The organism is Rheinheimera sp. ATLC3 (genome assembly GCF_059429535.1).
In genome coordinates this window covers 1,274,784-1,298,152 of record NZ_CM182103.1, presented here as the reverse complement: position 1 = coordinate 1,298,152, position 23,369 = coordinate 1,274,784, and the positions used below count along the sequence as shown (strand labels likewise).

Annotated in this window: 20 protein-coding genes and 2 tRNA genes; 20 read left to right on the top strand and 2 right to left on the bottom strand. The window is 49.3% G+C overall.

Annotated features, from left to right (window positions below; all coding sequences use genetic code 11):
* Positions 1–11: 11 nt before the first annotated feature.
* Positions 12–1,334 (bottom strand): Na+/H+ antiporter NhaC family protein, encoded by a 1,323-nt coding sequence (locus AC5SV9_RS06120; protein WP_475147222.1) that lies wholly within the window; start codon positions 1,332–1,334, stop codon positions 12–14.
* Between the two features lie 168 nt (positions 1,335–1,502).
* Between AC5SV9_RS06120 and AC5SV9_RS06115 the strand changes: the two genes are divergently transcribed.
* From AC5SV9_RS06115 to AC5SV9_RS06090, 6 genes are all read left to right on the top strand, one after another.
* Positions 1,503–3,374 (top strand): MFS transporter, encoded by a 1,872-nt coding sequence (locus AC5SV9_RS06115; RefSeq protein ID WP_475147220.1) that lies wholly within the window; start codon positions 1,503–1,505, stop codon positions 3,372–3,374.
* Between the two features lie 100 nt (positions 3,375–3,474).
* Complete coding sequence (dapB, locus tag AC5SV9_RS06110; RefSeq protein ID WP_475147217.1) at positions 3,475–4,284, top strand: 4-hydroxy-tetrahydrodipicolinate reductase; 810 nt, start codon at positions 3,475–3,477, stop codon at positions 4,282–4,284.
* Between the two features lie 196 nt (positions 4,285–4,480).
* On the top strand, positions 4,481–5,611 hold the full coding sequence (carA, locus tag AC5SV9_RS06105; protein ID WP_475147215.1) for a glutamine-hydrolyzing carbamoyl-phosphate synthase small subunit: 1,131 nt from the start codon (positions 4,481–4,483) through the stop codon (positions 5,609–5,611).
* A 30-nt stretch (positions 5,612–5,641) separates the two neighbouring features.
* Positions 5,642–8,863: a carbamoyl-phosphate synthase large subunit gene (carB, locus tag AC5SV9_RS06100; protein WP_475147213.1), complete on the top strand. Its 3,222-nt coding sequence runs from the start codon at positions 5,642–5,644 to the stop codon at positions 8,861–8,863.
* Positions 8,860–9,336: a transcription elongation factor GreA gene (greA, locus tag AC5SV9_RS06095; protein WP_134057348.1), complete on the top strand. Its 477-nt coding sequence runs from the start codon at positions 8,860–8,862 to the stop codon at positions 9,334–9,336. The genes carB and greA overlap by 4 nt, the downstream gene beginning before the upstream one ends.
* A gap of 163 nt (positions 9,337–9,499) precedes the next feature.
* On the top strand, positions 9,500–9,895 hold the full coding sequence (locus AC5SV9_RS06090) for a hypothetical protein (protein ID WP_475147210.1): 396 nt from the start codon (positions 9,500–9,502) through the stop codon (positions 9,893–9,895).
* Here AC5SV9_RS06090 and yhbY read toward each other — a convergent pair.
* Complete coding sequence (gene yhbY / locus AC5SV9_RS06085) at positions 9,892–10,188, bottom strand: ribosome assembly RNA-binding protein YhbY (RefSeq protein ID WP_134057343.1); 297 nt, start codon at positions 10,186–10,188, stop codon at positions 9,892–9,894. The two genes, AC5SV9_RS06090 and yhbY, sit on opposite strands and share 4 nt — an antisense overlap.
* An 83-nt stretch (positions 10,189–10,271) precedes the next feature.
* Between yhbY and rlmE the strand changes: the two genes are divergently transcribed.
* The 14 genes from rlmE (at position 10,272) to rpsO (ending at position 23,337) form a co-directional block, all read left to right on the top strand.
* Complete coding sequence (gene rlmE, locus AC5SV9_RS06080) at positions 10,272–10,901, top strand: 23S rRNA (uridine(2552)-2'-O)-methyltransferase RlmE (protein ID WP_134057341.1); 630 nt, start codon at positions 10,272–10,274, stop codon at positions 10,899–10,901.
* 58 nt (positions 10,902–10,959) lie between these two features.
* Positions 10,960–12,879, top strand: a complete 1,920-nt coding sequence (gene ftsH, locus AC5SV9_RS06075) for an ATP-dependent zinc metalloprotease FtsH (protein ID WP_475147209.1) — start codon at positions 10,960–10,962, stop codon at positions 12,877–12,879.
* 89 nt (positions 12,880–12,968) lie between these two features.
* A complete protein-coding gene (gene folP / locus AC5SV9_RS06070) occupies positions 12,969–13,802 on the top strand; it encodes a dihydropteroate synthase (protein WP_475147207.1) in 834 nt (277 codons plus the stop codon).
* Between the two features lie 3 nt (positions 13,803–13,805).
* Complete coding sequence (glmM, locus tag AC5SV9_RS06065) at positions 13,806–15,140, top strand: phosphoglucosamine mutase (protein ID WP_475147206.1); 1,335 nt, start codon at positions 13,806–13,808, stop codon at positions 15,138–15,140.
* Between the two features lie 82 nt (positions 15,141–15,222).
* Entirely contained in the window at positions 15,223–15,975 is a 753-nt protein-coding gene (gene tpiA, locus AC5SV9_RS06060; RefSeq protein WP_475147204.1) for a triose-phosphate isomerase, read from the top strand.
* Between the two features lie 2 nt (positions 15,976–15,977).
* The gene (gene secG / locus AC5SV9_RS06055; RefSeq protein ID WP_134057331.1) at positions 15,978–16,307 is read left to right on the top strand and encodes a preprotein translocase subunit SecG; all 330 of its coding nucleotides are present in this window, start codon (positions 15,978–15,980) and stop codon (positions 16,305–16,307) included.
* Positions 16,308–16,321: 14 nt separating this feature from the next.
* Positions 16,322–16,406 (top strand) — tRNA-Leu (locus AC5SV9_RS06050).
* 74 nt (positions 16,407–16,480) lie between these two features.
* Positions 16,481–16,557: transfer RNA gene (locus tag AC5SV9_RS06045), tRNA-Met, on the top strand.
* 275 nt (positions 16,558–16,832) lie between these two features.
* Positions 16,833–17,288, top strand: coding sequence for a ribosome maturation factor RimP (gene rimP / locus AC5SV9_RS06040; protein ID WP_417703458.1), 456 nt, complete (start codon positions 16,833–16,835; stop codon positions 17,286–17,288).
* A 31-nt stretch (positions 17,289–17,319) separates the two neighbouring features.
* The gene (gene nusA / locus AC5SV9_RS06035; RefSeq protein ID WP_475147202.1) at positions 17,320–18,816 is read left to right on the top strand and encodes a transcription termination factor NusA; all 1,497 of its coding nucleotides are present in this window, start codon (positions 17,320–17,322) and stop codon (positions 18,814–18,816) included.
* Between the two features lie 25 nt (positions 18,817–18,841).
* Positions 18,842–21,526 carry a translation initiation factor IF-2 gene (infB, locus tag AC5SV9_RS06030; RefSeq protein WP_475147200.1) on the top strand — a complete coding sequence of 895 codons (2,685 nt, stop codon included), beginning with the start codon at positions 18,842–18,844 and terminating at the stop codon, positions 21,524–21,526.
* A 68-nt stretch (positions 21,527–21,594) separates the two neighbouring features.
* On the top strand, positions 21,595–22,026 hold the full coding sequence (gene rbfA / locus AC5SV9_RS06025) for a 30S ribosome-binding factor RbfA (protein ID WP_134057323.1): 432 nt from the start codon (positions 21,595–21,597) through the stop codon (positions 22,024–22,026).
* A complete protein-coding gene (gene truB, locus AC5SV9_RS06020) occupies positions 22,026–22,958 on the top strand; it encodes a tRNA pseudouridine(55) synthase TruB (protein WP_475147199.1) in 933 nt (310 codons plus the stop codon). The genes rbfA and truB overlap by 1 nt, the downstream gene beginning before the upstream one ends.
* 109 nt (positions 22,959–23,067) lie before the next feature.
* Positions 23,068–23,337, top strand: a complete 270-nt coding sequence (rpsO, locus tag AC5SV9_RS06015) for a 30S ribosomal protein S15 (RefSeq protein WP_134057319.1) — start codon at positions 23,068–23,070, stop codon at positions 23,335–23,337.
* Positions 23,338–23,369 lie beyond the last annotated feature (32 nt).

The following is a 23,369-nucleotide window of genomic DNA, read 5'->3' as shown; positions in this document are numbered from 1 at the left end:
CTCAGAACAGGTTAGTGTGAAGTGGTTGTTTTGCGCAGCAGTATTGTCAGTACGGCAATCACTAACAGCAGCAGACAATAATAGCTTTGTGTTACCACCTGCCAGGGAGAAATACTGAAACTGGCACCTAATAGCAATGCCTGAGCACCGTAAGGCACTAGGCCCTGGCTGATACAGGCAAAAATATCCAGCAAGCTGGCGCTGCGCCGGGGTGTGATCTGATGCTGCTGTGCCAGCGTCTTGGCAACATCGCCGGTAAGCACTATAGCAACAGTATTATTGGCAATACACAGGTTACTGATAAAGGCCAGTGCAGCAATAGCCAGCTGCTGTGCTTTGTTCCCTGCCAGCTTTAAGCCGCTGGCTAACTGTTGAATGTTGTCTGCAATCCACTGTAAACCGCCTTGCTGCCTGATAAATTCACTCAAGGCGCTGACCAGCATCGCCAGAATAAATATCTCCTGCACATTAGCAAAACCAGTAGCAATATCTTTACCCAGGCCGGCCAGTGCATAATCGGCAAACCAGGCACCTTGCAGGGCAGCCAGCGCGATACCCAGCAATAACACCAGAAACACATTCAGTCCCGCAACAGCCAGCACTAAAATCGCCGCATAAGGCACTACACCGGTCCAGTTAACGGCGGTTGTTTCTATCGGCGCGCCTTCGCTTGCCAGCAGCGCATAAAGAACCAGCGTTAGTAACGCTGCCGGCAGGGCTATCTTGATATTCTCACGGAATTTATCTGCCATGCGGGCACCCTGAGTACGGGTAGATGCAATAGTGGTATCTGAGATAATTGACAGGTTGTCACCAAACATGGCACCGCTTAACAATACGCCGGCTACCAGTGCCGGATCTAACCCGGCCTGACGGGCTAGACCCACAGCGATAGGTGCCAGCGCACCTATGGTACCCATAGAGGTACCCATAGCGGTTGAGATGAGGGCTGCGATAGTAAACAAACCGGGTAATAACCAGGGCGCTGGTATCAGGCTAAGGCCTGCATTAACAGCTGCATCTACACCGCCGGTGGCCGTTGCCACGCTGGCAAACGCACCCGCCAGCAGGTAAATAATACACATGGTAATAATGTTGCTGTTACCCGCACCTTTCACCATCACATCAATTGATTGCTGCAGCGGCGCACGATGTAACCAGACAGCCAGGATCAGTGCCGGAATAATAGCGACATGGCCAGGGAGCTGATAAAAAGCATAGGCGACATCCTGGCTTTGCAGGTACAGCCCGGTACCCAGAAACAGTGCTACGAAAAACAACAATGGCAGCAATGAGCGTTTTGCCCCTTTGGCCGCCGGAGCAGATTGGTTCATAACGTGACCTTATAAAAATCTGGCTGTGACTCAGCCTTATGGGTTGCGCAATATATAGATGGCTAGACGTCCTGTCAATTTGCGCTTGTTATTTTGTCCTCTGGTATAAGCTACCTGAGTTGATTATGCTGGCAACTGTTTTATACGGAGTTTTGCAACGGAGTGGTTATGTCACAGCGCAATTTAATAGCTTCCATCCGGTTTTTGCCGTTTTTCCTAACCCAGGCCAGTGGCGCTTTTAACGATAACGTCTTTAAAAACGCGCTGATGCTGATACTGGCGTTTACTGCCGCGAATGCATTGCCGTGGGATACCGACTTAACCATGAATCTGGCGGCGGGGTTGTTTATTCTGCCGTTCCTGTTGTTCTCTGCAACAGCAGGTTCTCTGGCCGATGCCGTATGCAAAACCAAGCTAATCCGGGCGCTGAAACTGCTGGAAATTGGGCTGATGATGCTGGCAGCGCTGGCATTCTACTTTCAGCAGTATCTGTTGCTGTTAGGCGTACTGTTTCTGATGGGGGCTCAGTCGGCTTTTTTCGGGCCGGTAAAGTACGCCATTTTGCCGCAGCTGTTAACGGAAAAGGAACTGTTAGCGGGCAATGCCTGGGTGGAAATGGGCACCTTTGTTGCTATTTTGCTGGGCACCATTACGGGTGGCTTACTGGTTGGGCTGGCAAATGCACCGCTGTGGATTGGCGCTGTTGTTGTCGTGTTCTCAGTACTGGGCTATTTATGCAGCCGGAAAATACCGGCAGTGGGTGAGATTGGCGGCGCTGAACGCTTTCGTTTTGCGCCCTGGCAGCAAACTAAAGCGACTGTCAGTATTTGTTATCAGAATCGGACACTGTATTTGTCGGTGATGGCAATAAGCTGGTTCTGGTTTTTGGGTGCCAGCTACTTAACGCAGTTCCCAAATTTTACTAAAACGGTGCTGGCAGGCGATAACACTGTGGTGACTGCACTGTTGGTAGCATTTTCCGTTGGTGTTGGCATCGGCTCTATGTTGTGTGAGCGGCTATCTGCCGATAGGGTTGAACTTGGCATAGTACCGATAGGCGCTATCGGTTTAACAGTGTTTGGTATTGGCCTGTATGTCAGCAGTCCTTCATTGAGCGGACCTGAATTGCTTAATCTGGTCCAGTTTCTTAGCACTGCGTCCGGCAGCTGGGTACTGTTGAGCCTGACGCTGATAGGTGTGTTTGGTGGCCTCTTTATCGTCCCTTTGTATGCCTTATTACAGCAACGGGCTGAGCCATCTCAGCGTGCCCGGGTTATTGCTGCAAATAATATCTTTAACGCGTTATTTATGGTGGGCAGTGCTATTGCTGGCATCGTGTTCTTATCGCTACTGGATCTGGCCATCCCTGAATATTTTCTGGTACTTGCGATTATGAATGCCGTCGTCGCCCTGTATGTATTTAGTCAGGTACCGGAATTTGCACTACGTTTTGTGATTTATCTGCTCAGCCATACGATGTACCGGGTACAAAGCCGTGGCCTGGAGCATATTCCGTCCGACGGAGCGGCAGTGCTGGTTGCGAACCATGTCAGTTATGTTGATGCGCTGTTGATAGGCGGAGCGGTACGCCGGCCGGTTCGCTTTGTCATGGAGAAAGCCATTTACGATTTGCCGGTAGCCAATTGGTTGTTCAAAGCCGCCAAAACCATCCCGATTTGCAGTAAGCAAAAGAACGAGGCGGTGTACGAAGCAGCATTTGCCAGCATTAAACGCGAGCTGGAACAGGGCAATCTGGTATGTATTTTCCCGGAAGGCCGGTTGACAAAAACCGGTGAGATAGATGGTTTCAGACCCGGCATTGAACGTATTCTGACAGAAACGCCGGTGCCGGTTGTACCGATGGCACTGCAGGGGCTATGGGGCTCATTTTTCAGCCATCACGGCAGTGGCGCATTTAAGTTTAAAGGCCGGTTTTGGTCTAAAATAAAGCTGCACGCCAGCGATGCATTACCGGCCTCTGCGGCTAACGCCGCTGAGCTGGAGCGACAGGTGCGGTTATTGCGGGGTGATGCAGCGTAGTCTGTAAAGAAAAATAGCCATTAAGATGGCTATTTTTCTTTCTTCAACCGGCAGCTTTTGCTCTAATAGCGTCCTTGCGATGTTTATACCGGGTCAGATTATGCCTGCAATTGGAATTTTTGGTGCCAACGGCCGTATGGGCCGCTCCCTGGTTAGTGTTGCCAAAGAGCAACAGTTAAACCTTACCGCTGCCACTGTTCGTGCTGGCTCTGAGCTGATTGGGGTTGATGCTGGCGAACTGGCAGGTTGCGGTAAAGTTAACGTGCCGCTGACTGCGACCGCAGCCGAAAGTGTCAGTAAAGCGGATATCTGGGTCGATTTTACTATGCCTGAACCTATGCTGGAGCATCTGAGGCTTGCAGTTGCTGCGAAAAAAGCGATGGTCATTGGTGTTACCGGCCTGAGTGATGCGCAATACAAGCAGATACAGCAGGCAGCCGAGCACATTCCTATTGTTTGGGCACCCAATATGAGTGTCGGTGTTAACCTGTTGCTGCATTTGGTGCAAACGGCCGCTAAAGTGATGGGACAAACTGCAGATATTGAGATTATTGAGGCTCACCACCGCTTTAAAAAAGATGCTCCCTCAGGCACCGCCATGGCGATTGGTGCCAGCATTGCTAAAGCGCTGGACCGTGATTTAGCTAAGGTAGCAGTATATGGGCGCGAGGGGATGACTGGTGAGCGTGATCAACAGACTATAGGCTTTGCGACTGTGCGCGGCGGCGATATTATTGGTGACCACACCGCCTTATTTGCTGATTTAGGTGAAAGGCTGGAAATAACCCACAAAGCATCAAGCCGATCGACCTTTGCCCAAGGTGCGTTGCGAGCTGCTCTGTGGTTGCAAAATAAACAGCCCGGACTTTATTCCATGCAACAAGTGTTAGGTTTGGCACAGTTAAGCTAGATTTTTGCACTATTAAGGTTAAAAAAGCGATAAAGTTGTCATTTATAATAAAATTCAAAAAAAACGTAGCTAATTTTCCTCTAATCGCCTAAAATAAGCAGGTTTGCCCAAGGCAAATCGGGTATCACATTTTGGGTCAAAACGGGTTGTAAAACAGTGTTAGTTTTCGCCCGTTTTTTGCTGTTTGGAGGTTATCTTGACTAAGTCCGCCCTGCTCGTACTGGAAGACGGCACCGTATTTCGCGGTACAGCCATTGGCGCTGAAGGAGTTTCTGTAGGTGAAGTGGTGTTTAACACTTCAATGACCGGGTATCAGGAAATATTGACTGATCCCTCATACGCAGAACAGATCGTTACTCTCACTTATCCACATATTGGCAATACCGGTACCAATACAGAAGACGAAGAATCCGGGAGAATCTGGGCCAGAGGCCTGATAATCCGAGACCTTCCTCTTCTTGCCAGTAATTTCCGTAACCAACTTTCCCTTAGTCAGTATTTAACACAAAACAATATTCTCGGCATCGCCGACATCGATACCCGCAAGTTAACCCGAATCTTACGTGAAAAAGGTGCACAAAATGGCTGCTTAATGGCCGGCGATAACCTGGATGAAGCCAAAGCGCTGCAACTGGCGAAAGGCTTCCCTGGATTATCTGGTATGGACCTGGCCAAAGAAGTCACGGTAAAAGCACCTTATCAATGGACTGAAGGCAGTTGGACGCTGGGCGCAGGCCATAGCACGCCCGACAACGCGAAGTTTCATGTTGTAGCTTACGACTACGGTGTTAAGCGCAACATTCTGCGCATGTTGGTTGACCGCGGGTGTAAGCTGACAGTGGTGCCTGCGCAAACGTCGGCGAAAGATGTATTGGCGATGAATCCGGATGGTATTTTCTTATCCAACGGCCCTGGCGACCCGGCACCTTGTACCTATGCGATTGAAGCGATCAAAGCGTTTTTAGAAACTGAGATTCCGGTGTTTGGTATTTGTCTGGGCCATCAGTTACTGGCTTTAGCCAGCGGTGCTCAGACGGTGAAAATGCCGGTTGGCCATCACGGTGGTAACCACCCGGTGCAGAATCTGGACACCAAACGCGTACTAATTACCGCACAAAACCACGGTTTCGCGGTAGATGAAGCCAGCTTACCGGCTAATTTACGCGCTACCCATAAATCGTTGTTTGACGGCACTTTACAGGGCATACACCGCACGGATAAACCGGCATTCAGTTTTCAGGGCCACCCTGAAGCCAGTCCGGGGCCGCACGAAGCCTCTGAGCTGTTCGACCATTTTATCGAGCTGATGCAACAAGCCAAAGCCTAAGCAAACACGAATTACGGAGATATAGCAGCAATGCCAAAACGTACCGACTTAAAAAGCATTCTGATCTTAGGTGCTGGCCCTATCGTTATCGGCCAGGCCTGTGAGTTCGACTACTCAGGCGCTCAGGCCTGTAAAGCATTAAAAGAAGAAGGCTACCGCGTTATTCTGGTGAATTCTAACCCGGCCACCATTATGACTGACCCGGAAATGGCTGATGCTACCTACATCGAGCCTATTCACTGGCAGGTAGTGGAAAAGATTATTGAGAAAGAGCGCCCCTGTGCGGTTTTACCCACCATGGGTGGTCAGACTGCACTGAACTGTGCACTGGATTTAGAGCGTCATGGTGTATTGGCAAAATACAATGTCGAAATGATCGGAGCCACTGCTGACGCTATTGATAAAGCGGAAGACAGAAGCCGCTTTGATAAAGCCATGCGTTCTATCGGGTTAGCGTGCCCGCGTGCTGGTTTAGCTCACTCGATGGAAGAAGCCTATCAGGTACTGGAAGACATTGGCTTCCCGTGTATCATTCGCCCGTCTTTCACCATGGGCGGCTCAGGCGGTGGTATTGCTTACAACAAAGAAGAATTTGAAGAAATCTGTACCCGTGGCCTGGATTTATCACCCACTAAAGAGCTGCTGATCGATGAGTCGTTAATCGGTTGGAAAGAGTACGAGATGGAAGTAGTGCGGGATAAAAACGACAACTGCATTATCGTCTGCTCGATTGAAAACTTCGACCCTATGGGCGTACACACCGGCGACTCTATCACAGTAGCACCGGCGCAAACATTAACCGATAAAGAATATCAAATCATGCGTAACGCTTCTTTGGCGGTACTGCGTGAGATCGGTGTTGAAACCGGTGGTTCAAACGTACAGTTTGGTATTAACCCGGAAGATGGCCGCATGGTGATTATTGAGATGAACCCGCGCGTATCACGCTCGTCTGCGCTGGCATCTAAAGCGACCGGTTTCCCTATTGCCAAAGTAGCGGCTAAGCTGGCGATTGGTTATACCTTAGATGAACTGGCCAACGATATTACCGGCGGCAAAACGCCGGCATCGTTTGAGCCAAGTATCGATTATGTGGTGACTAAAGTGCCACGCTTTAATTTCGAGAAATTTGCCGGCGCTAATGACCGCTTAACCACCCAGATGAAATCTGTCGGTGAAGTGATGGCGATTGGCCGTAATCAGCAAGAGTCGCTGCAAAAAGCACTACGCGGCCTTGAGATTGGCGTATGTGGTTTAGATCCGGTGATCGATATCACGTTACCGGAAGCCAAAGATAAAATTATCCGCGAGCTGAAAGAGCCAGGTTCACACCGTATCTGGTACATTGCCGACGCCATGCGTTTTGGCATGAGCATGGATGAGATTTTCCAGCTGACCAAGATTGACCCCTGGTTCCTGGTGCAAATTGAAGATCTGATCAAAGAAGAGCAATCGCTGGCAAAAGACGGTTTCGCAGCACTGGATGAAGCACGGTTAAAACGGTTAAAGCGCAAAGGTTTTGCTGATAAGCGTATTGCCGATGTGTTGGGCGTCAGCGAAAACGAAGTGCGTAAAAAACGCCACGGTTATAAGCTGCACCCGGTTTATAAACGCGTAGATACCTGTGCTGCCGAGTTTGCCTCTAACACGGCGTATATGTATTCCAGCTACGATGAAGAGTGCGAAGCAGCACCGACTAACCGCGATAAAATTATGATTATCGGCGGTGGCCCGAACCGTATCGGTCAGGGTATCGAATTCGATTACTGCTGTGTACATGCCGCACTGGCACTGCGTGAAGACGGTTACGAAACCATTATGGTTAACTGTAACCCGGAAACTGTTTCTACTGACTACGACACCTCAGACCGGCTGTATTTCGAGCCGATTACGCTGGAAGACGTGCTGGAAATTGTCCGCAAAGAACAACCTAAAGGCGTTATCGTGCAATACGGCGGCCAGACGCCGCTGAAATTGGCCCGCGCCCTGGAAGCGAACGGCGTGCCAATTATTGGTACTTCACCTGACGCAATCGACCGTGCCGAAGACCGTGAGCGTTTCCAGCAGGCGGTAGAGCGTTTAGGCCTGAAACAGCCAAAAAATGCTACCGTTACCAGCTTAGAGGAAGCGATTACCAAAGCACCGGAAATTGGTTTCCCAATGGTTGTGCGCCCGTCATATGTACTGGGTGGCCGTGCCATGGAAATTGTATACGATGAGCAGGACTTACGCCGCTATATGACCGAAGCGGTTAGCGTATCAAATGACTCGCCGGTGCTGCTGGATAACTTCCTTGATGACGCCATAGAGGTGGATATCGACGCCATTTGTGACGGCAAAGAAGTCGTTATCGGTGGCATCATGGAGCACATCGAGCAAGCCGGTGTACACTCTGGTGACTCAGCCTGCTCATTGCCCCCGCACAGCCTGAGCAAAGAAATCCAGGATGTGATGCGTGAACAGGTACGTAAGCTGGCGCTGGAACTTGGCGTTGTGGGCTTAATGAATACCCAGTTTGCTGTGAAAGATAACGAAGTGTACTTAATAGAAGTTAACCCACGTGCCGCGCGTACCGTGCCTTTCGTGTCAAAAGCGACTGGTGTTGCCGTAGCTAAAGTGGGCGCACGCTGTATGGCAGGTAAGTCACTGGCTGCGCAAGGCGTGACTAAAGAAATTATTCCACCGTTTTTCTCGGTAAAAGAAGTGGTTATTCCATTCAACAAGTTCCCGGGCGTTGATCCTATTTTAGGCCCTGAAATGCGCTCTACCGGTGAAGTGATGGGCGTGGGTGATACCTTCGAACAAGCCTTTGCCAAAGGCCAGTTGGGCGCCAGTACTTTAATACCAACAGGTGGCAGAGCCTTGCTTTCAGTGCGCGACAGCGATAAAGTGCGCGTAATTGAGCTGGCAAAGCGCATGGTAGAAAAAGGTTTTGAACTGGACGCTACCGGAGGTACTGCCAAAGCCTTACAAGCTGCTGGTGTAGAGTGCCGTGTAGTGAACAAGGTGTTTGAAGGCCGGCCACATATTCTGGACCGTATTAAAAACGGTGAGTACAGCTATATTGTCAACACTACGGATGGCCGCCAGGCAATTGAAGACTCTAAAGTCATCCGTCGTGGCGCCCTGCAGCACAAAGCTAACTACACCACGACGTTGAATGCTGCCTTTGCTACTGTGAAGTCAAATGCCGCCAGTGCATTTGAAAGTGTGGCCTCGGTGCAGGAATTACATAAGAGAGTAAACGGATGAGTGCAATTCCGATGACAGTGCAGGGCGCAGAAAAACTGCGCACTGAACTGAATGAATTAAAATCAGTGAAACGGCCGGCGGTGATCCAGGCAATCGCTGAAGCGCGTGAGCACGGCGACCTGAAAGAGAACGCCGAGTACCATGCTGCGCGTGAACAGCAAGGGTTTATCGAAGGCCGCATTCAGGACATCGAAGCCAAGCTGTCGAACGCACAAATTATTGATATCAGCAAAATGGCTAACACGGGTAAGGTGATCTTTGGCTCTACCGTGACCATTTTAAATCTGGATACTGAAGAAGAAGTGACCTACCGTATCGTAGGTGACGATGAAGCAGATATTAAGAACAACCTGATTTCAGTAAATTCTCCGATTGCGCGTGGCTTGATTGGTAAATCAGCAGATGACGTCGTCAACATCACTACGCCTAAAGGGGTAGTGGAGTACGAAATCACAGAGATTGAGTATATCTGACACAACCATCACCCTAAAAAGCCGGTTAAATAGCCGGCTTTTTTATCAGCCCGAATCATGCCCTGTGCCAGGTTAGCGGCCTTATGGCTTTAATTGCATTACTGGTCAGATCAATTTTAACCGGATTCTTCGTTACATTAACCAAGTCAGTGACGAGGTGCCTATGAAGCATAGCAAGCCATTTTCGCTTGAACTAACAGACCGGGTGTTACGGGTGACCGCTTTCGGTGTTTGGACTCTGGTTGATGCCAGGGAATATGTGCGCCAGATGCGGTTATTGGTGCAACCGGTAATAAACAGCGATTGGGCATGTATTCTTGATGCCAGGCTTTGGAGAATGAGCCCGGCAGAGGTATTTTCTTTATTAAAAGATAACACCCTGTGGTGCTATCAGCGCAAGTTAATGTACGCAGTAACATTGCTACCAGATGACAAGATGCTGCAGTGGCAGTTTATTAAGACAACTGAGATGGAAAAACCCGAAGGTTTTGTCAGCCGTTTAGCTGAAGATGACTTGGCAGCCTATGCTTTATTGCGGGCTGCCGGTTATATTAATTAGCCGCGGGGCAATTGAATCTTTTTATCTTCACTTTGGCGAAACAGTACTAAGGTTTTACCGATTACCTGCACTTTATCAGCTTTGGTTTCGCGTACTATTGCGTCCATGATCAGGTTCTTTTCTTCCCGGTCTTCGGTTGGCACTTTAATTTTGATAAGCTCATGAAAATTAAGCGCGACTTCGATTTCAGCAACCACGCCTTCTGTCAGGCCGTTACCGCCAAGCAGGATGACGGGCTTAAGCTCATGTGCTTTCGCTTTTAAAAATTGTTTCTGTTTATTGGTTAAACTCATAAAATGACTATTTCCGCAGATAACGCTTGAATTTGCGCTATTGTAGCGCCATCTATCGCATAACACTAATTAAGAGTGACAGCATGACCAAGAAAAAACGCTCTGCCAGTTCAACCCGCTGGTTGAAAGAGCATTTTGACGACCACTTTGTACAAAAGGCACAGAAGCTCGGTTTACGCTCCCGCGCAGCATTTAAACTGGAAGAAATTAATCAGCAAGACAAGCTGATAAAGCCAGGCATGACAGTCGTCGATCTGGGTTCTGCGCCCGGCAGCTGGTCACAGTTCTGCGTTGGTGTTGTAGGTAACAATGGCACTATCATTGCCTGTGATATTTTGCCGATGGATCCGATTAACGGTGTCAGCTTTTTGCAGGGTGATTTTCGCGAAGAGGCAGTTTTAGAGGCATTACTGAGCCGGATTAACGGACAGAACGTAGATGTGGTATTGTCTGATATGGCGCCGAATATGAGTGGTAATGACACAACAGATCAGGCCCGGTCTATTTATCTGGTGGAGCTGGCCTTGGATATGTGTCAAAAAGTGTTGAAGCAAAATGGCAGTTTTGTGGTCAAAGTATTTCAGGGCGATGGTTTCGAGCAGTTTTTAAAAGATGTACGCTCGGCATTCACCACAGTAAAAATACGTAAGCCCGATTCGTCACGTGCGCGGTCACGTGAGACATATATCGTGGCTACCGGCTTTAAAGTCTAGTAAAGTAGTCGGGTAATTATCTAATTTTGGTAAGAAAGAGGTTATAACCTTGAGTGACATGGCAAAGAATCTGATTGTCTGGTTAGTGATCGCCGTCGTACTGATGTCGGTGTTCAACAGCTTTGGTCCTGGTGACAGTGCTGAGCGGCAAACCAGTTACACTCAGTTTATCAAAGAGGTAAATCAGGGGCAGATCCGCGAAGTTAAGGTGGAACGCTCCGGAGTGATCACCGGCGTTAAACGCAGTGGTGAGCGCTTTGAAACCGTGATCCCAACAGGTTATGACGAAAAACTGCTGGATGATCTGATTAAAAATGAAGTGAGCTCGTATGGCACTAAGCCGGAAGAAAGCAGCTGGCTGGCAACCATTTTTATTTCCTGGTTCCCAATGCTGTTACTTATCGGCGTCTGGATTTTCTTTATGCGCCAGATGCAAGGCGGCGGTGGCAAAGGTGCGATGTCGTTTGGTAAAAGCAAAGCGCGTTTAATGGGTGAAGACCAGATTAAAACGACTTTTGCCGATGTGGCCGGTTGTGACGAAGCTAAAGAAGAAGTCTCTGAGCTGGTAGATTATCTGCGCGATCCTTCACGCTTCCAGAAGCTGGGCGGTAAGATCCCGAAAGGTATTTTAATGGTTGGCCCACCGGGCACAGGTAAAACTTTGCTGGCAAAAGCGATCGCCGGTGAAGCTAAGGTACCGTTCTTCACTATTTCAGGCTCTGATTTCGTTGAAATGTTTGTTGGTGTCGGCGCATCACGTGTGCGTGACATGTTTGATCAAGCGAAAAAAGCGGCACCTTGCATTATTTTTATCGACGAAATTGATGCCGTAGGCCGTCAGCGCGGTGCGGGTTTAGGCGGTGGTCACGATGAGCGTGAACAAACATTAAACCAAATGCTGGTGGAGATGGATGGATTTGACGGTAACGAAGGTATTATTGTTATCGCTGCGACTAACCGTCCGGATGTTCTTGACCCTGCACTGTTACGCCCGGGCCGTTTCGACCGTCAGGTTGTGGTTGGGTTACCGGATGTCAAAGGCCGTGAGCAAATTCTGAAAGTGCATATGCGTAAAGTGCCTCTGGCGGAAGGTGTTGAGCCTTCTGTTATTGCGCGTGGTACACCGGGTTTCTCGGGTGCTGATTTAGCCAACCTGGTTAATGAAGCCGCTCTGTTTGCAGCGCGTGGTAACCGTCGTGTGGTATCGATGGACGAATTTGAAAAAGCCAAAGATAAGATCATGATGGGCGCAGAACGTCGCTCTATGGTGATGACAGAGAAAGAAAAAGAAATGACTGCGTACCACGAAGCAGGCCATGCCATCGTTGGCCGTTTGGTACCGGAGCATGATCCCGTGTACAAAGTCAGTATTATTCCGCGCGGTCGTGCGCTGGGTGTGACTATGTATTTACCAGAGCGGGACCGGGTATCACATAGCAAGCGTCACCTGGAAAGCATGATCAGTTCACTGTTTGGTGGCCGTATCGCTGAAGAGGTGATCTACGGTTTTGAACAGGTGACCACCGGTGCGTCTAATGACATTGAGCGTGCAACAGATTTAGCCCGAAAAATGGTTACGCAGTGGGGTTTCTCAGAAAAATTAGGCCCGTTACTGTACGCTGAGGAGGATGGTGAGGTATTCCTGGGACGTTCTGTTTCTAAAAACAAACATATGTCAGAAGATACCGTTAAAGCCATTGATGCAGAGATCCGTGATTTCATTGACCGTAACTACGACAGAGCCAAGAGCATCATCGAAGAGAACATGGACATACTACACGCGATGAAAGACGCGCTGATGAAGTATGAAACCATCGATGCCAAACAAATTGATGATTTGATGGCTCGTCGGGAAGTGCGCCAGCCAGAAAACTGGGAGCCCAGAGATAAACCTGGCTCAGATGACAAACCTGACACCAAAACACGTCAGGAAGAATCTGCAGGCCCGGCTAAACCTTCAGAAGGCAACCTGCATTAATACCGGTTTAGCCACATATCATTAACACAAGCCCCGGTTTTTACCGGGGTTTATTTTTAGCTGTGAGTCAGTATTCGCGGGAGTCAGCTATGCAACTAAATTTACCCCGCCAGCGCAAACTGGATCTGCGTCGGCCTGTCGTCATGGGCATTCTAAACGTCACTCCGGATTCTTTCTCCGACGGTGGCAAACATCAGCATCTTACCGATGCGTTACGTCAGGCTGAGCGCATGCTGGCAGATGGCGCCGGGATCCTGGATATCGGCGGAGAGTCGACCCGGCCTGGGGCGGCTGACGTTTCTGAACAGCAAGAGCTGGATAGAGTAGTGCCGGTTATTGCCGCTATACGTCAACGTTTTGATTGTGCTATCTCTGTTGATACCAGCAAAGCTGCTGTGATGTCAGCGGCCATTCAGGCCGGTGCGGATATTATTAATGACGTGCGTTCACTACTTGAGCCAGGTGCATTGCAGGTTGCCCTGACTGCACAGGTGCCAGTCTGCCTGATGCATATGCAAGGCGCGCCCCGCAGTATGCAGCATGCGCCAACATATAATGACGTTACAGCTGAAGTGCAGCAATTTTTACTGCAACGTGCCAAAGAGTGTGAACACGCAGGGATCCGTAAAGAGAACATTATTCTCGACCCGGGGTTTGGTTTTGGTAAAAGTCTGCAGCATAACTTCGTGCTGTTGGAAAACCTGGAGCAAATGATCGGGCTCGGTTATCCGGTACTGGCTGGAATGTCGCGCAAGTCGATGATTGGCCAGTTACTTAATGTGCCGGTGAATGAGCGTTTGGCAGGCAGTATAGCCTGCGCTACTATTGCAGCATTAAAAGGTGCACAGATTATTCGTGTGCACGATGTTAAAGAAAGTGTGCAGGCGGTCAGGGTTGTGACTGCAATGCAGTATGGAGCATAAAGGATGAGTAGAAAATATTTTGGTACAGACGGTGTTCGGGGAAAAGTCGGCGAGTTTCCGATTACGCCTGAATTTGCTATGAAACTTGGCTGGGCTGCCGGTCGGGTGTTGTCACAGCGTGGCACCCGTAAAGTATTGATTGGTAAAGATACCCGCATTTCTGGCTACTTACTGGAAACTGCGCTTGAAGCAGGGCTAATTGCTGCTGGCATCAACGTGCGTTTGTTAGGTCCGATGCCGACGCCTGCTGTGGCTTATCTGACCCGCACATTCAGGGCTGAGGCGGGCATTGTTATCAGTGCATCGCACAACCCGTATTACGATAACGGTATTAAGTTTTTCTCAGCTGATGGCACTAAACTGCCAGATGAAGTGGAATTAGCTATTGAACATGAGCTGGAACAGCCGATGGTATGTGAAAGCTCAGAAAAACTTGGTAAGGCGCAGCGAATTGAAGATGCCGCCGGCCGTTATATAGAGTTTTGTAAAAGCCATCTACCAAACCATCTGTCGTTAAGTGGTATGAAGATTGTTATCGATTGCGCTCACGGTGCGACTTATCATATTGCTCCTTCCGTATTTAAAGAGCTAGGTGCCGATGTTGTGGTAATAGGTGCCAGCCCGGACGGTATTAACATCAATGCTAACTGTGGTGCTACTCATACCGACTTATTGCAAAAAACAGTGCTTGAGCAGCAAGCCGACCTGGGTATTGCATACGATGGTGACGGTGACCGTGTGATGATGGTTGACCATAATGGCCGCGTCATCGACGGTGATGAGATAGTCTATATTATTGCCCGCGCAGCAAAAGCACAGCACAAACTGCAAGGTGGGGTGGTTGGCACCTTGATGAGTAACCTTGGGCTGGAGCTGGCGTTAAAAGAGCTGGACATTCCATTTGCCCGCAGTGCAGTAGGAGACCGTTATGTGATGGAGCTACTGCGGGAGAAAAACTGGCGCATTGGCGGTGAAAACTCCGGTCATGTACTGAATTTGGATCATACCTGTACCGGTGATGGCATTATTGCGTCTTTGCAGGTGCTGGCGGCAATGATCGAAGCCAAAATGTCGCTGGCTGAATTCAGTCATGGTATGCATAAGCTGCCACAGGTACTGGTGAACGTAAAATTTGAAAAAGGTACTGCGCCGCTTGAAAAACAGCATGTAAAACAGGTCATTGCTCAGGTTGAAGCGGAACTTAACGGTAGTGGCAGGGTGCTCATTCGTAAGAGCGGTACTGAACCTTTAATCCGCGTTATGGTTGAAGGAGAGCATGAAGATACGGTGCGTCAGTATGCCGAACGGATCGCCGCTGCGGTAAAAATAGCCAGTTGATTGTCGAAATACGCCACTTTCACTTGTTTGCGCTGGCGCGGTTAGTTAATATCGCGCCGGTCTTATAACGGGATAGAACTGCATGCAACGTACTCCCCTGATAGCTGCGAACTGGAAAATGAATGGTTCTGCCGCACTGGTCGAGGAAATAACGCGGGAACTGGCAAGCTTAAGTTTGTCCGAGACCGAGGTGTTGGTATGTCCGCCAGCGACGTTGATTAACCGTTTTAGTGCAGAGCGTAATTTCTCACTGGGCGCACAAAACATCAGCCATGAGAAAGCAGGAGCTTTCACTGGTGAGCTCAGTGCAGATTTATTGCTCGAAGCGGGAGCTCGCTTTGTTATTGTGGGGCACTCTGAACGGCGTACACTGAATTTTGAAAGTGACGGGTTAATCGCTGCCAAGCTGGCGGCGGCAGTAGATGCCGGCCTGACACCAGTGCTGTGTATCGGCGAAACACTAGAGCAGCGGCAACAAGAAAAAACACAGCAGGTTCTTGCGCGGCAACTTGATGCGGTGTATGCTTCGCAGCCCGAATTACTGGCGAAATCAGTGATTGCGTACGAGCCCATTTGGGCCATAGGTACAGGTGAGTCGGCGACGCCGCAGCAGGCACAGACGACACATGCGTTTATCAGGCTGCATCTGCAGCAATATGATACGCAATCTGCAAATCGGGTAAAATTATTGTATGGCGGCAGTGTTAATGCAGAAAATTGTGCTGCGTTATTCAACCAGGCCGACATTGATGGTGCTCTTGTAGGCGGCGCAAGCTTGAAACCTGCAGAATTTGCGCAAATTTGCCTTGCAGTTACAAAAGGTGCAAAGGAATAAGCATGTACGAAATTTTGATTGTAGTTTATCTGTTAGTCGCCATGGCACTGATCGGTCTGGTGTTAATTCAGCACGGTAAAGGTGCGGACATGGGGGCAGCTTTTGGTGCCGGTGCATCAGCGACGGTATTTGGTTCATCGGGTACAGGTAACTTCCTGACCAAAACAACCACTATTCTGGCTACCATTTTCTTTGTACTGAGCATAGTGCTGGGTAACTACAGTGCTGGTCAGAGCAAAAAAGTTGATGAGTGGCAGAATTTAGAAGTGCCTGCTACTGAACAGGTTGAACAGAAAAAAGATGACGCCAGCGATATCCCTGTAGGTAATTAATCCAATTATATTCAGCCGAGGTGGTGAAATTGGTAGACACGCTATCTTGAGGGGGTAGTGTCTTCGGACGTGCGGGTTCAAGTCCCGCTCTCGGCACCAAATTTATCAGCAGTTTGCCCGGGCAATGCTTGCGATAAGCCAGTCAGCGCTATATAATAAGCGCCAATTACGGACGCGGGATGGAGCAGCCTGGTAGCTCGTCGGGCTCATAACCCGAAGGTCGTCGGTTCAAATCCGGCTCCCGCAACCAAATTCACAGTGCAACATTTTTTGTTAGGCTACTGTCGGTTGTCAGGTCGCCCTGTAAATTCAGAGTGACTGAACAGCCAGCTTCTGCGGAAGTGATTTAGATTTTCAGCTTGCATTGGCGATATGCAGGTTGATTAGATGCCCATTCGCCCCGCTAGTTCGGGGCGTTTTCGTATCTGCAGACTCAGTTTTACGCAGTAATGGGCTAAAGGCCCTTTTTTTATTTGCTGTTGCTACAGTTTTCAGCGTAGCAAAGCAGGTTTTCCGGAGGTCGCATTGACTAAGCAAGAACAAACGCTGACAGAGCTGCTGTTGCCTACTGTAGAGGCTACCGGCTTTGAGCTGTTGGGCCTGGAACTGGTTCAGGCTGGCCGTCATTCAACGTTACGGCTGTACATAGATCACGCTGACGGTGTCAATGTGGATGACTGTGCATTAGTTAGCCGTGAAGTCAGCGCTATTTTGGATGTTGAAGATCCGATCAGTAATGAGTATTTGCTGGAAGTCTCTTCACCGGGTCTTGACCGGCCATTATTTACACCAGCACATTTTGCCGCTGTAGTAGGGCAAAAAGTAGAAGTTAAACTGGCCATCCCGCAGGATGGCCGGCGTAAGTTTAAAGGCGTACTAACAGCTATTGAAGACGATATGTTGATAGTGGAAGTAGATGGCAAACCCTATCGTTTGCTGATGGACAACGTAGATAAAGCAAACGTGGTACCGGTTTTTTAATCGGTACCGGGGCAAAGCGAGGCAACAAACAATGGCAAAAGAAATATTATTAGTTGTTGATGCAGTTTCTAACGAAAAGTCAGTGCCAAGGGAAAAGATTTTCCAGGCGCTGGAGTTTGCATTGGCGGCAGCGACAAAAAAGAAAAACGAAGGTGATATTGAAGTTCGCGTCAGCATAGATCGTAAAACCGGTGCTTACGAAACCTTCCGTCGCTGGCAGGTTATACCGGATGATCAGGTACAAGAACACCCGTTCCGTGAAATGACATTATCTGCGGCGCAGTATGATGACCCGTCAGTTCAGATTGGTGACTATTACGAAGAGCAAATCGACTCAATTGAATTTGACCGTATCACAACGCAAATGGCCAAGCAGGTTATCGTGCAGAAGGTACGTGAAGCTGAGCGGTCACAGGTCGTTGAAGCTTATATAGACCAGGTGGGCGAGCTGGTTACCGGTGTGGTGAAAAAGGTCAACCGCGATAGTATCATTGTCGATTTGGGCAACAACGCAGAAGCGATGTTGGGCCGTGACGAAATGTTACCACGGGAAACTTACCGGCCGGGCGATCGTATTCGCGCTTTATTGTTTGAAGTAAAACCAGAGGCCCGTGGCGCGCAACTGTTTTTAAGCCGGTCACGGCCTGAAATGTTGCTAGAGCTGTTCCGCATTGAAGTGCCGGAAATCGGTGAAGAAATGATAGAGCTGCGTGGTGCAGCACGTGACCCGGGTGCCCGTGCCAAAATTGCCGTGAAAAGCAATGACCGCCGCATAGACCCTGTTGGTGCCTGCGTAGGTATGCGTGGTTCACGGGTACAGGCCGTATCAAATGAGTTGGCCGGTGAGCGTGTTGATATCGTGCTGTACGATGATAATGACGCGCAGTTTGTTATTAATGCTATGGCACCTGCAGAAGTGGCATCTATCATCGTTGATGAAGACGCGCACTCCATGGATATTGCGGTGGAAGACGCCAACCTGGCAATGGCGATTGGCCGTAATGGCCAGAATGTTCGCTTAGCCAGCCAGCTTACCGGTTGGGAGCTGAACGTAATGTCAGTTTCGGCAATGAAACAGAAGCACCAGGAAGAATCGGCAAAAGTGCGCCAGATCTTTATGGATGCACTGGAAATTGATGAAGATTTTGCCGATGTGCTGGTTGATGAAGGTTTCTCAACGCTGGAAGAAGTAGCTTATGTACCGGTTAGCGAGCTGCTAAGCATCGATGGCCTGGACGAAGAGACAGTTGAAGAGCTGCGTGGCCGGGCTAAAGCGGTATTAACCACTCGGGCACTGGCAAGTGAAGAATCACTTGAAGGCGCACAGCCAAGCGAAGCGCTGTTAGCGCTGGAAGGATTAGATACCCATATGGCCTATGTTCTGGCCAGTAAAGGGGTAACCACGTTAGACGACCTGGCTGAGCTGGGTGTCGATGATTTACTGGAAATTGCCACCATGTCGGAACAACAAGCCGCCGACCTGATTATGGCAGCCCGTAACATCGTTTGGTTTAGCGAAGAAAATTAAGTAGTCAACGGAGGTAACAACACAAATGGCAGAAGTCACTATAGAAAAGCTAGCCAGTGATGTCGGTACTACTGTTGAACGGTTAGTGCAGCAATTCGCTGATGCCGGTATCAGTAAAACAGCCGGACAAATGGTCAGCGAAGAAGAGAAAAAGTCTTTGCTGGATCACTTAAGTGCCCAGCATGGCGGTCATACCGCTGAACCTTCACGTTTGACGTTGAAGCGTAAAGAGAAAACAACACTGAGTGTGTCCGGTGGTGCAGGGCGTAACCGTGAGATCCAGGTAGAAGTACGTAAGCAAAAGACTTACGTGAAAAAACCTATGGTCGATGAAGCGACGCTAAAAGCGCAGGAAGAAGCCCGTCTGGCGGAAGAAAAAGCCAAAGCAGAAGCGGAACAGGCGCGTCAGGAAGCTGAGCGTAAGGCGAAAGAAGTTGCAGCAGCTAAGGCAAAAGAAGAAGCTGAACGCAAAGCCGCAGAAACTAAACGTCGCGATGAAGCCAAACAAGCGCAGTTGCTAAAAGACGACCCGGAAGAAGCGGCGCGTCGTGCTGCGAAAGAAGAAGCACGCAAAGAAGCAGAACGTATTCGTCAGCAGCAGGAAGCAGAGGCTTTACGTAAGCTGGAGCAAGAAGCGGCTAAACAGGCCGAAGCAGCACGTAAACTGGCAGAAGAAAACAGCGAGCGCTGGGCGCAGGAAGAAAAAGCTAAGCCGGCCGATACTGATGATTATCACCTGACCAGTAATGAGTTTGCTAAGCAGGCCGAAGACGAAGTCGACGCTAAAGAAGAGCGTGCCGGCCGTCGTGGTGCAGGTAAGAAAGCGCCAGTGGTCAAAGGCAAGAAAAAAGATGATGCCAATGACAAAGAGGCGTTTAACCGCGCTAACCGTCATGTGAAGAAGAAAAAAACACCAACCAGTATGCAGCATGGCTTTAATAAACCTGCGCAGCCGGTTGAGCGCGAAGTGAAAATTGGTGAAACCATCACTGTTGCTGAGCTGGCCGCTAAAATGGCTGTTAAGGCATCAGAAGTCATTAAAGTGATGATGAAGATGGGCGCCATGGCGACTATCAACCAGGTCATCGATCAGGAAACGGCGGCGATTGTCTGTGAAGAGATGGGCCACAAGTTTACGCTGACCAAAGAAAATGAACTGGAAGAAGCCGTAATGTCTGATCGCGAAGGTCAGGGTGAGCTGGAGCCTCGCGCACCGGTTGTTACGGTGATGGGCCACGTTGACCACGGTAAAACGTCCTTACTGGACTATATCCGTAAAGCGAAAGTGGCTGCAGGCGAAGCGGGTGGTATTACCCAGCATATCGGTGCTTATCACGTTGAAACTGAACGTGGCATGGTGACGTTCCTTGATACACCAGGCCACGCGGCGTTTACGTCAATGCGGGCACGTGGTGCCAAGGCTACCGATATCGTTATTCTGGTTGTTGCAGCTGACGATGGTGTAATGCCGCAAACCAAAGAAGCCATTCAGCATGCGAAAGCTGCTGGCGTACCGTTAGTCGTCGCGGTTAACAAGATGGACAAGCCAGAGGCAGATCCTGAACGCGTACGTAACGAGTTGTCGCAGTATGACGTTATCTCGGAAGAGTGGGGTGGCGATGTACAATTCGTGCCGGTATCTGCGAAGTCGGGTATGGGTATTGATGACTTACTTGAAGCGATTTTGAACCAATCTGAGCTGCTGGAATTAAAAGCGGTTAAAGATGGTTTGGCACGCGGTGTGGTTATTGAGTCCCGTCTGGACAAAGGCCGTGGTCCGGTAGCATCTATCCTGGTACAGGAAGGTACGCTGAAACAAGGCGAAATCGTACTCTGTGGTTTTGAATATGGCCGTGTTCGTGCGATGCGCGATGAAAACGGTAAAGAAATCAAGACTGCAGGTCCGTCTATCCCGGTTGAGATCTTAGGTTTATCTGGTGTACCTCAGGCCGGTGATGAAGTCACTGTTGTTAAAGACGAGCGTAAAGCACGTGAAGTTGCGTTGTACCGTCAGGGCAAATTCCGCGATGTTAAGCTGGCACGTCAGCAGAAATCTAAACTGGAAAACATGTTTGCTAACATGACTGAAGGTGACGTGTCTGAGCTGAATATCGTGTTAAAAGCCGACGTACAAGGTTCTGTCGAAGCTATTACCGAATCACTGATGAAGTTGTCTACTGATGAAGTAAAAGTGAAGATTGTCGGTAGCGGTGTCGGTGGTATTACTGAAACTGACGTCACACTGGCTGCTGCATCCTCTGCGATTATTATTGGTTTCAACGTCCGGGCAGATGGCTCAGCACGTAAACTGGTAGAAGATGAAGGCCTTGATTTACGTTACTACGGCATCATTTACGAGCTGTTAGATGAAGTGCGTGCTGCCATGACTGGTATGCTGGCACCAGAATTTAAACAGCAGATCATTGGTTTGGCACAGGTACGGGATGTTTTCCGCTCGCCGAAGTTCGGTGCAGTTGCCGGCTGTATGGTTACTGAAGGTGTTATTAAACGCAACGCGCCAATTCGCGTATTACGTGACAACGTGGTTATTTTTGAAGGCGAGCTGGAATCATTACGTCGCTTCAAAGATGATGTTAGCGAAGTCCGTAACGGTTTCGAGTGTGGTATCGGCGTGAAGAACTACAATGATGTTCGCGAAGGCGACCAAATTGAAGTGTTCGAAGTGGTACAGGTAGAGCGCACCCTGTAATACACACGCAGTTAGAAAACAGGGGCCTAGGGCCCCTGTTTTGTCTGTAACAGGCATTGGAAAATATTATGAATAAAGAATTTTCGCGGGTCGACAGACTGTCGCAACAAATGAAGAAAGAAATGGCGGTGATCCTGCAGCGCGAAATTAAAGATCCGCGCTTGCACACTATGATCACAGTGTCTGATGTGGAAGTATCGCGGGACCTGTCACATGCTAAGGTTTTCGTCACCTTCTTAGGTCTGGCTGATGATAAGGTTGAGGATAATTTAAAAATTCTGAATGATGCTTCAGGCTTTGTTCGCAGCCTGATTGGTAAACGTATTCAGACCCGTATTGTGCCGCATATCCGTTTTGCCTTTGACGAGTCGTTGAATGAAGGCATCCGGATGGCAAATCTGGTTAGCAATGCCCGGGCAGAAGATGACAGACGTCGGGCAGAATCAGGTCAGCCACCGGCAGATGCTGACAACCAAGACAGTGACGAGCAAGCGAACTGATGGCGCGGAAAAATGCCCGTGCGCTAAACGGTATTCTGTTATTAGATAAGCCGCTTGAAGTCAGCAGCAACGGAATTTTACAGCGGGTACGCTGGTTATATCAGGCGCAAAAAGCCGGTCACACCGGTGCCCTTGATCCTATGGCGTCTGGGCTATTACCAATCTGTTTTGGTGAAGCAACTAAGTTTAGCCAATTTTTGCTTGATACCGATAAAACCTATCAGGTGACTGCGAAATTTGGCATACGTACGACAACCAGTGATGCGGAAGGCGAGGTCATCAGTGAAAAACCGGTGAATTTCAGCGCGGCAGAGTTGGAGCGGGCGATGCAGGCATTTCGCGGCGACATTCAGCAGGTGCCGACCATGTTCTCTGCCCTGAAATATCAGGGCCAGCCGCTGTATCGCTATGCCCGCCAGGGCATAGAAGTGCCGCGGGAAGCACGGCCAATCAGCATCTTCCGCTTTGAACTGTTAGTGCTTAACGGTGACAGTGCCGATTTTGTCGTGCATTGCTCCAAAGGAACTTACATTCGCACACTGATCGACGATTTAGGTGAACTGCTTGGCTGTGGCGCGCATGTGTCAAAGTTGCACCGTACCCAGGTGGGGCCATTCCATGCAGAACAAATGGTAACCCCAGCACAGCTTGATGCATTAGCAGAGCAGAGCCATCAGAGTAGCGACTTTAGCGCTATGGATGATTTACTGTTGCCGATGGATGCAGGTATTCGGGATATGGTAAAACTGAAACTGACTCAGGCCGAGCAGCACAGATTGCAACATGGCCAGAGTTGCCAGATTAGTATGGCTGATATTGCAGCGGTAAAATTACATGGACCGGATGACAGCTTTTTTGGTATTGGCCAGGTAGAAGATGGCATCCTCAGTTCGCGGCGGTTACTGAATACTGCCGCGTTATCGGGCAGTTAAAGCAGTTGTAAAAATAGCCCAAAGTGCTATAATCGCGCGGTTTTTTGGGCTTGCTGGATGAGTGATCGGCAATTCCCTGACTTTAGTTCACTCACATTTGGAGTTAAATATGTCTTTAAGCGCTGCTGATAAAGCAAAAATCGTTGCTGACTTCGCTGTTAAGCAAGGCGACACAGGTTCACCAGAAGTACAGGTTGCTCTGTTAACTGCTTCTATTAACCACCTGCAAGGTCACTTTGCTCAGCACAAGCATGACTTCCACTCACGTCGCGGTCTGCTGCGTATGGTTAGTCAGCGTCGTAAGCTGCTGGACTACTTAAAAGGTAAAGACCAGAGCCGTTACGCAACTCTGATTGAGCGTTTAGGCTTACGCCGTTAATTCGCATTCAGTTAAAAAGGGGCTTTAAGCCC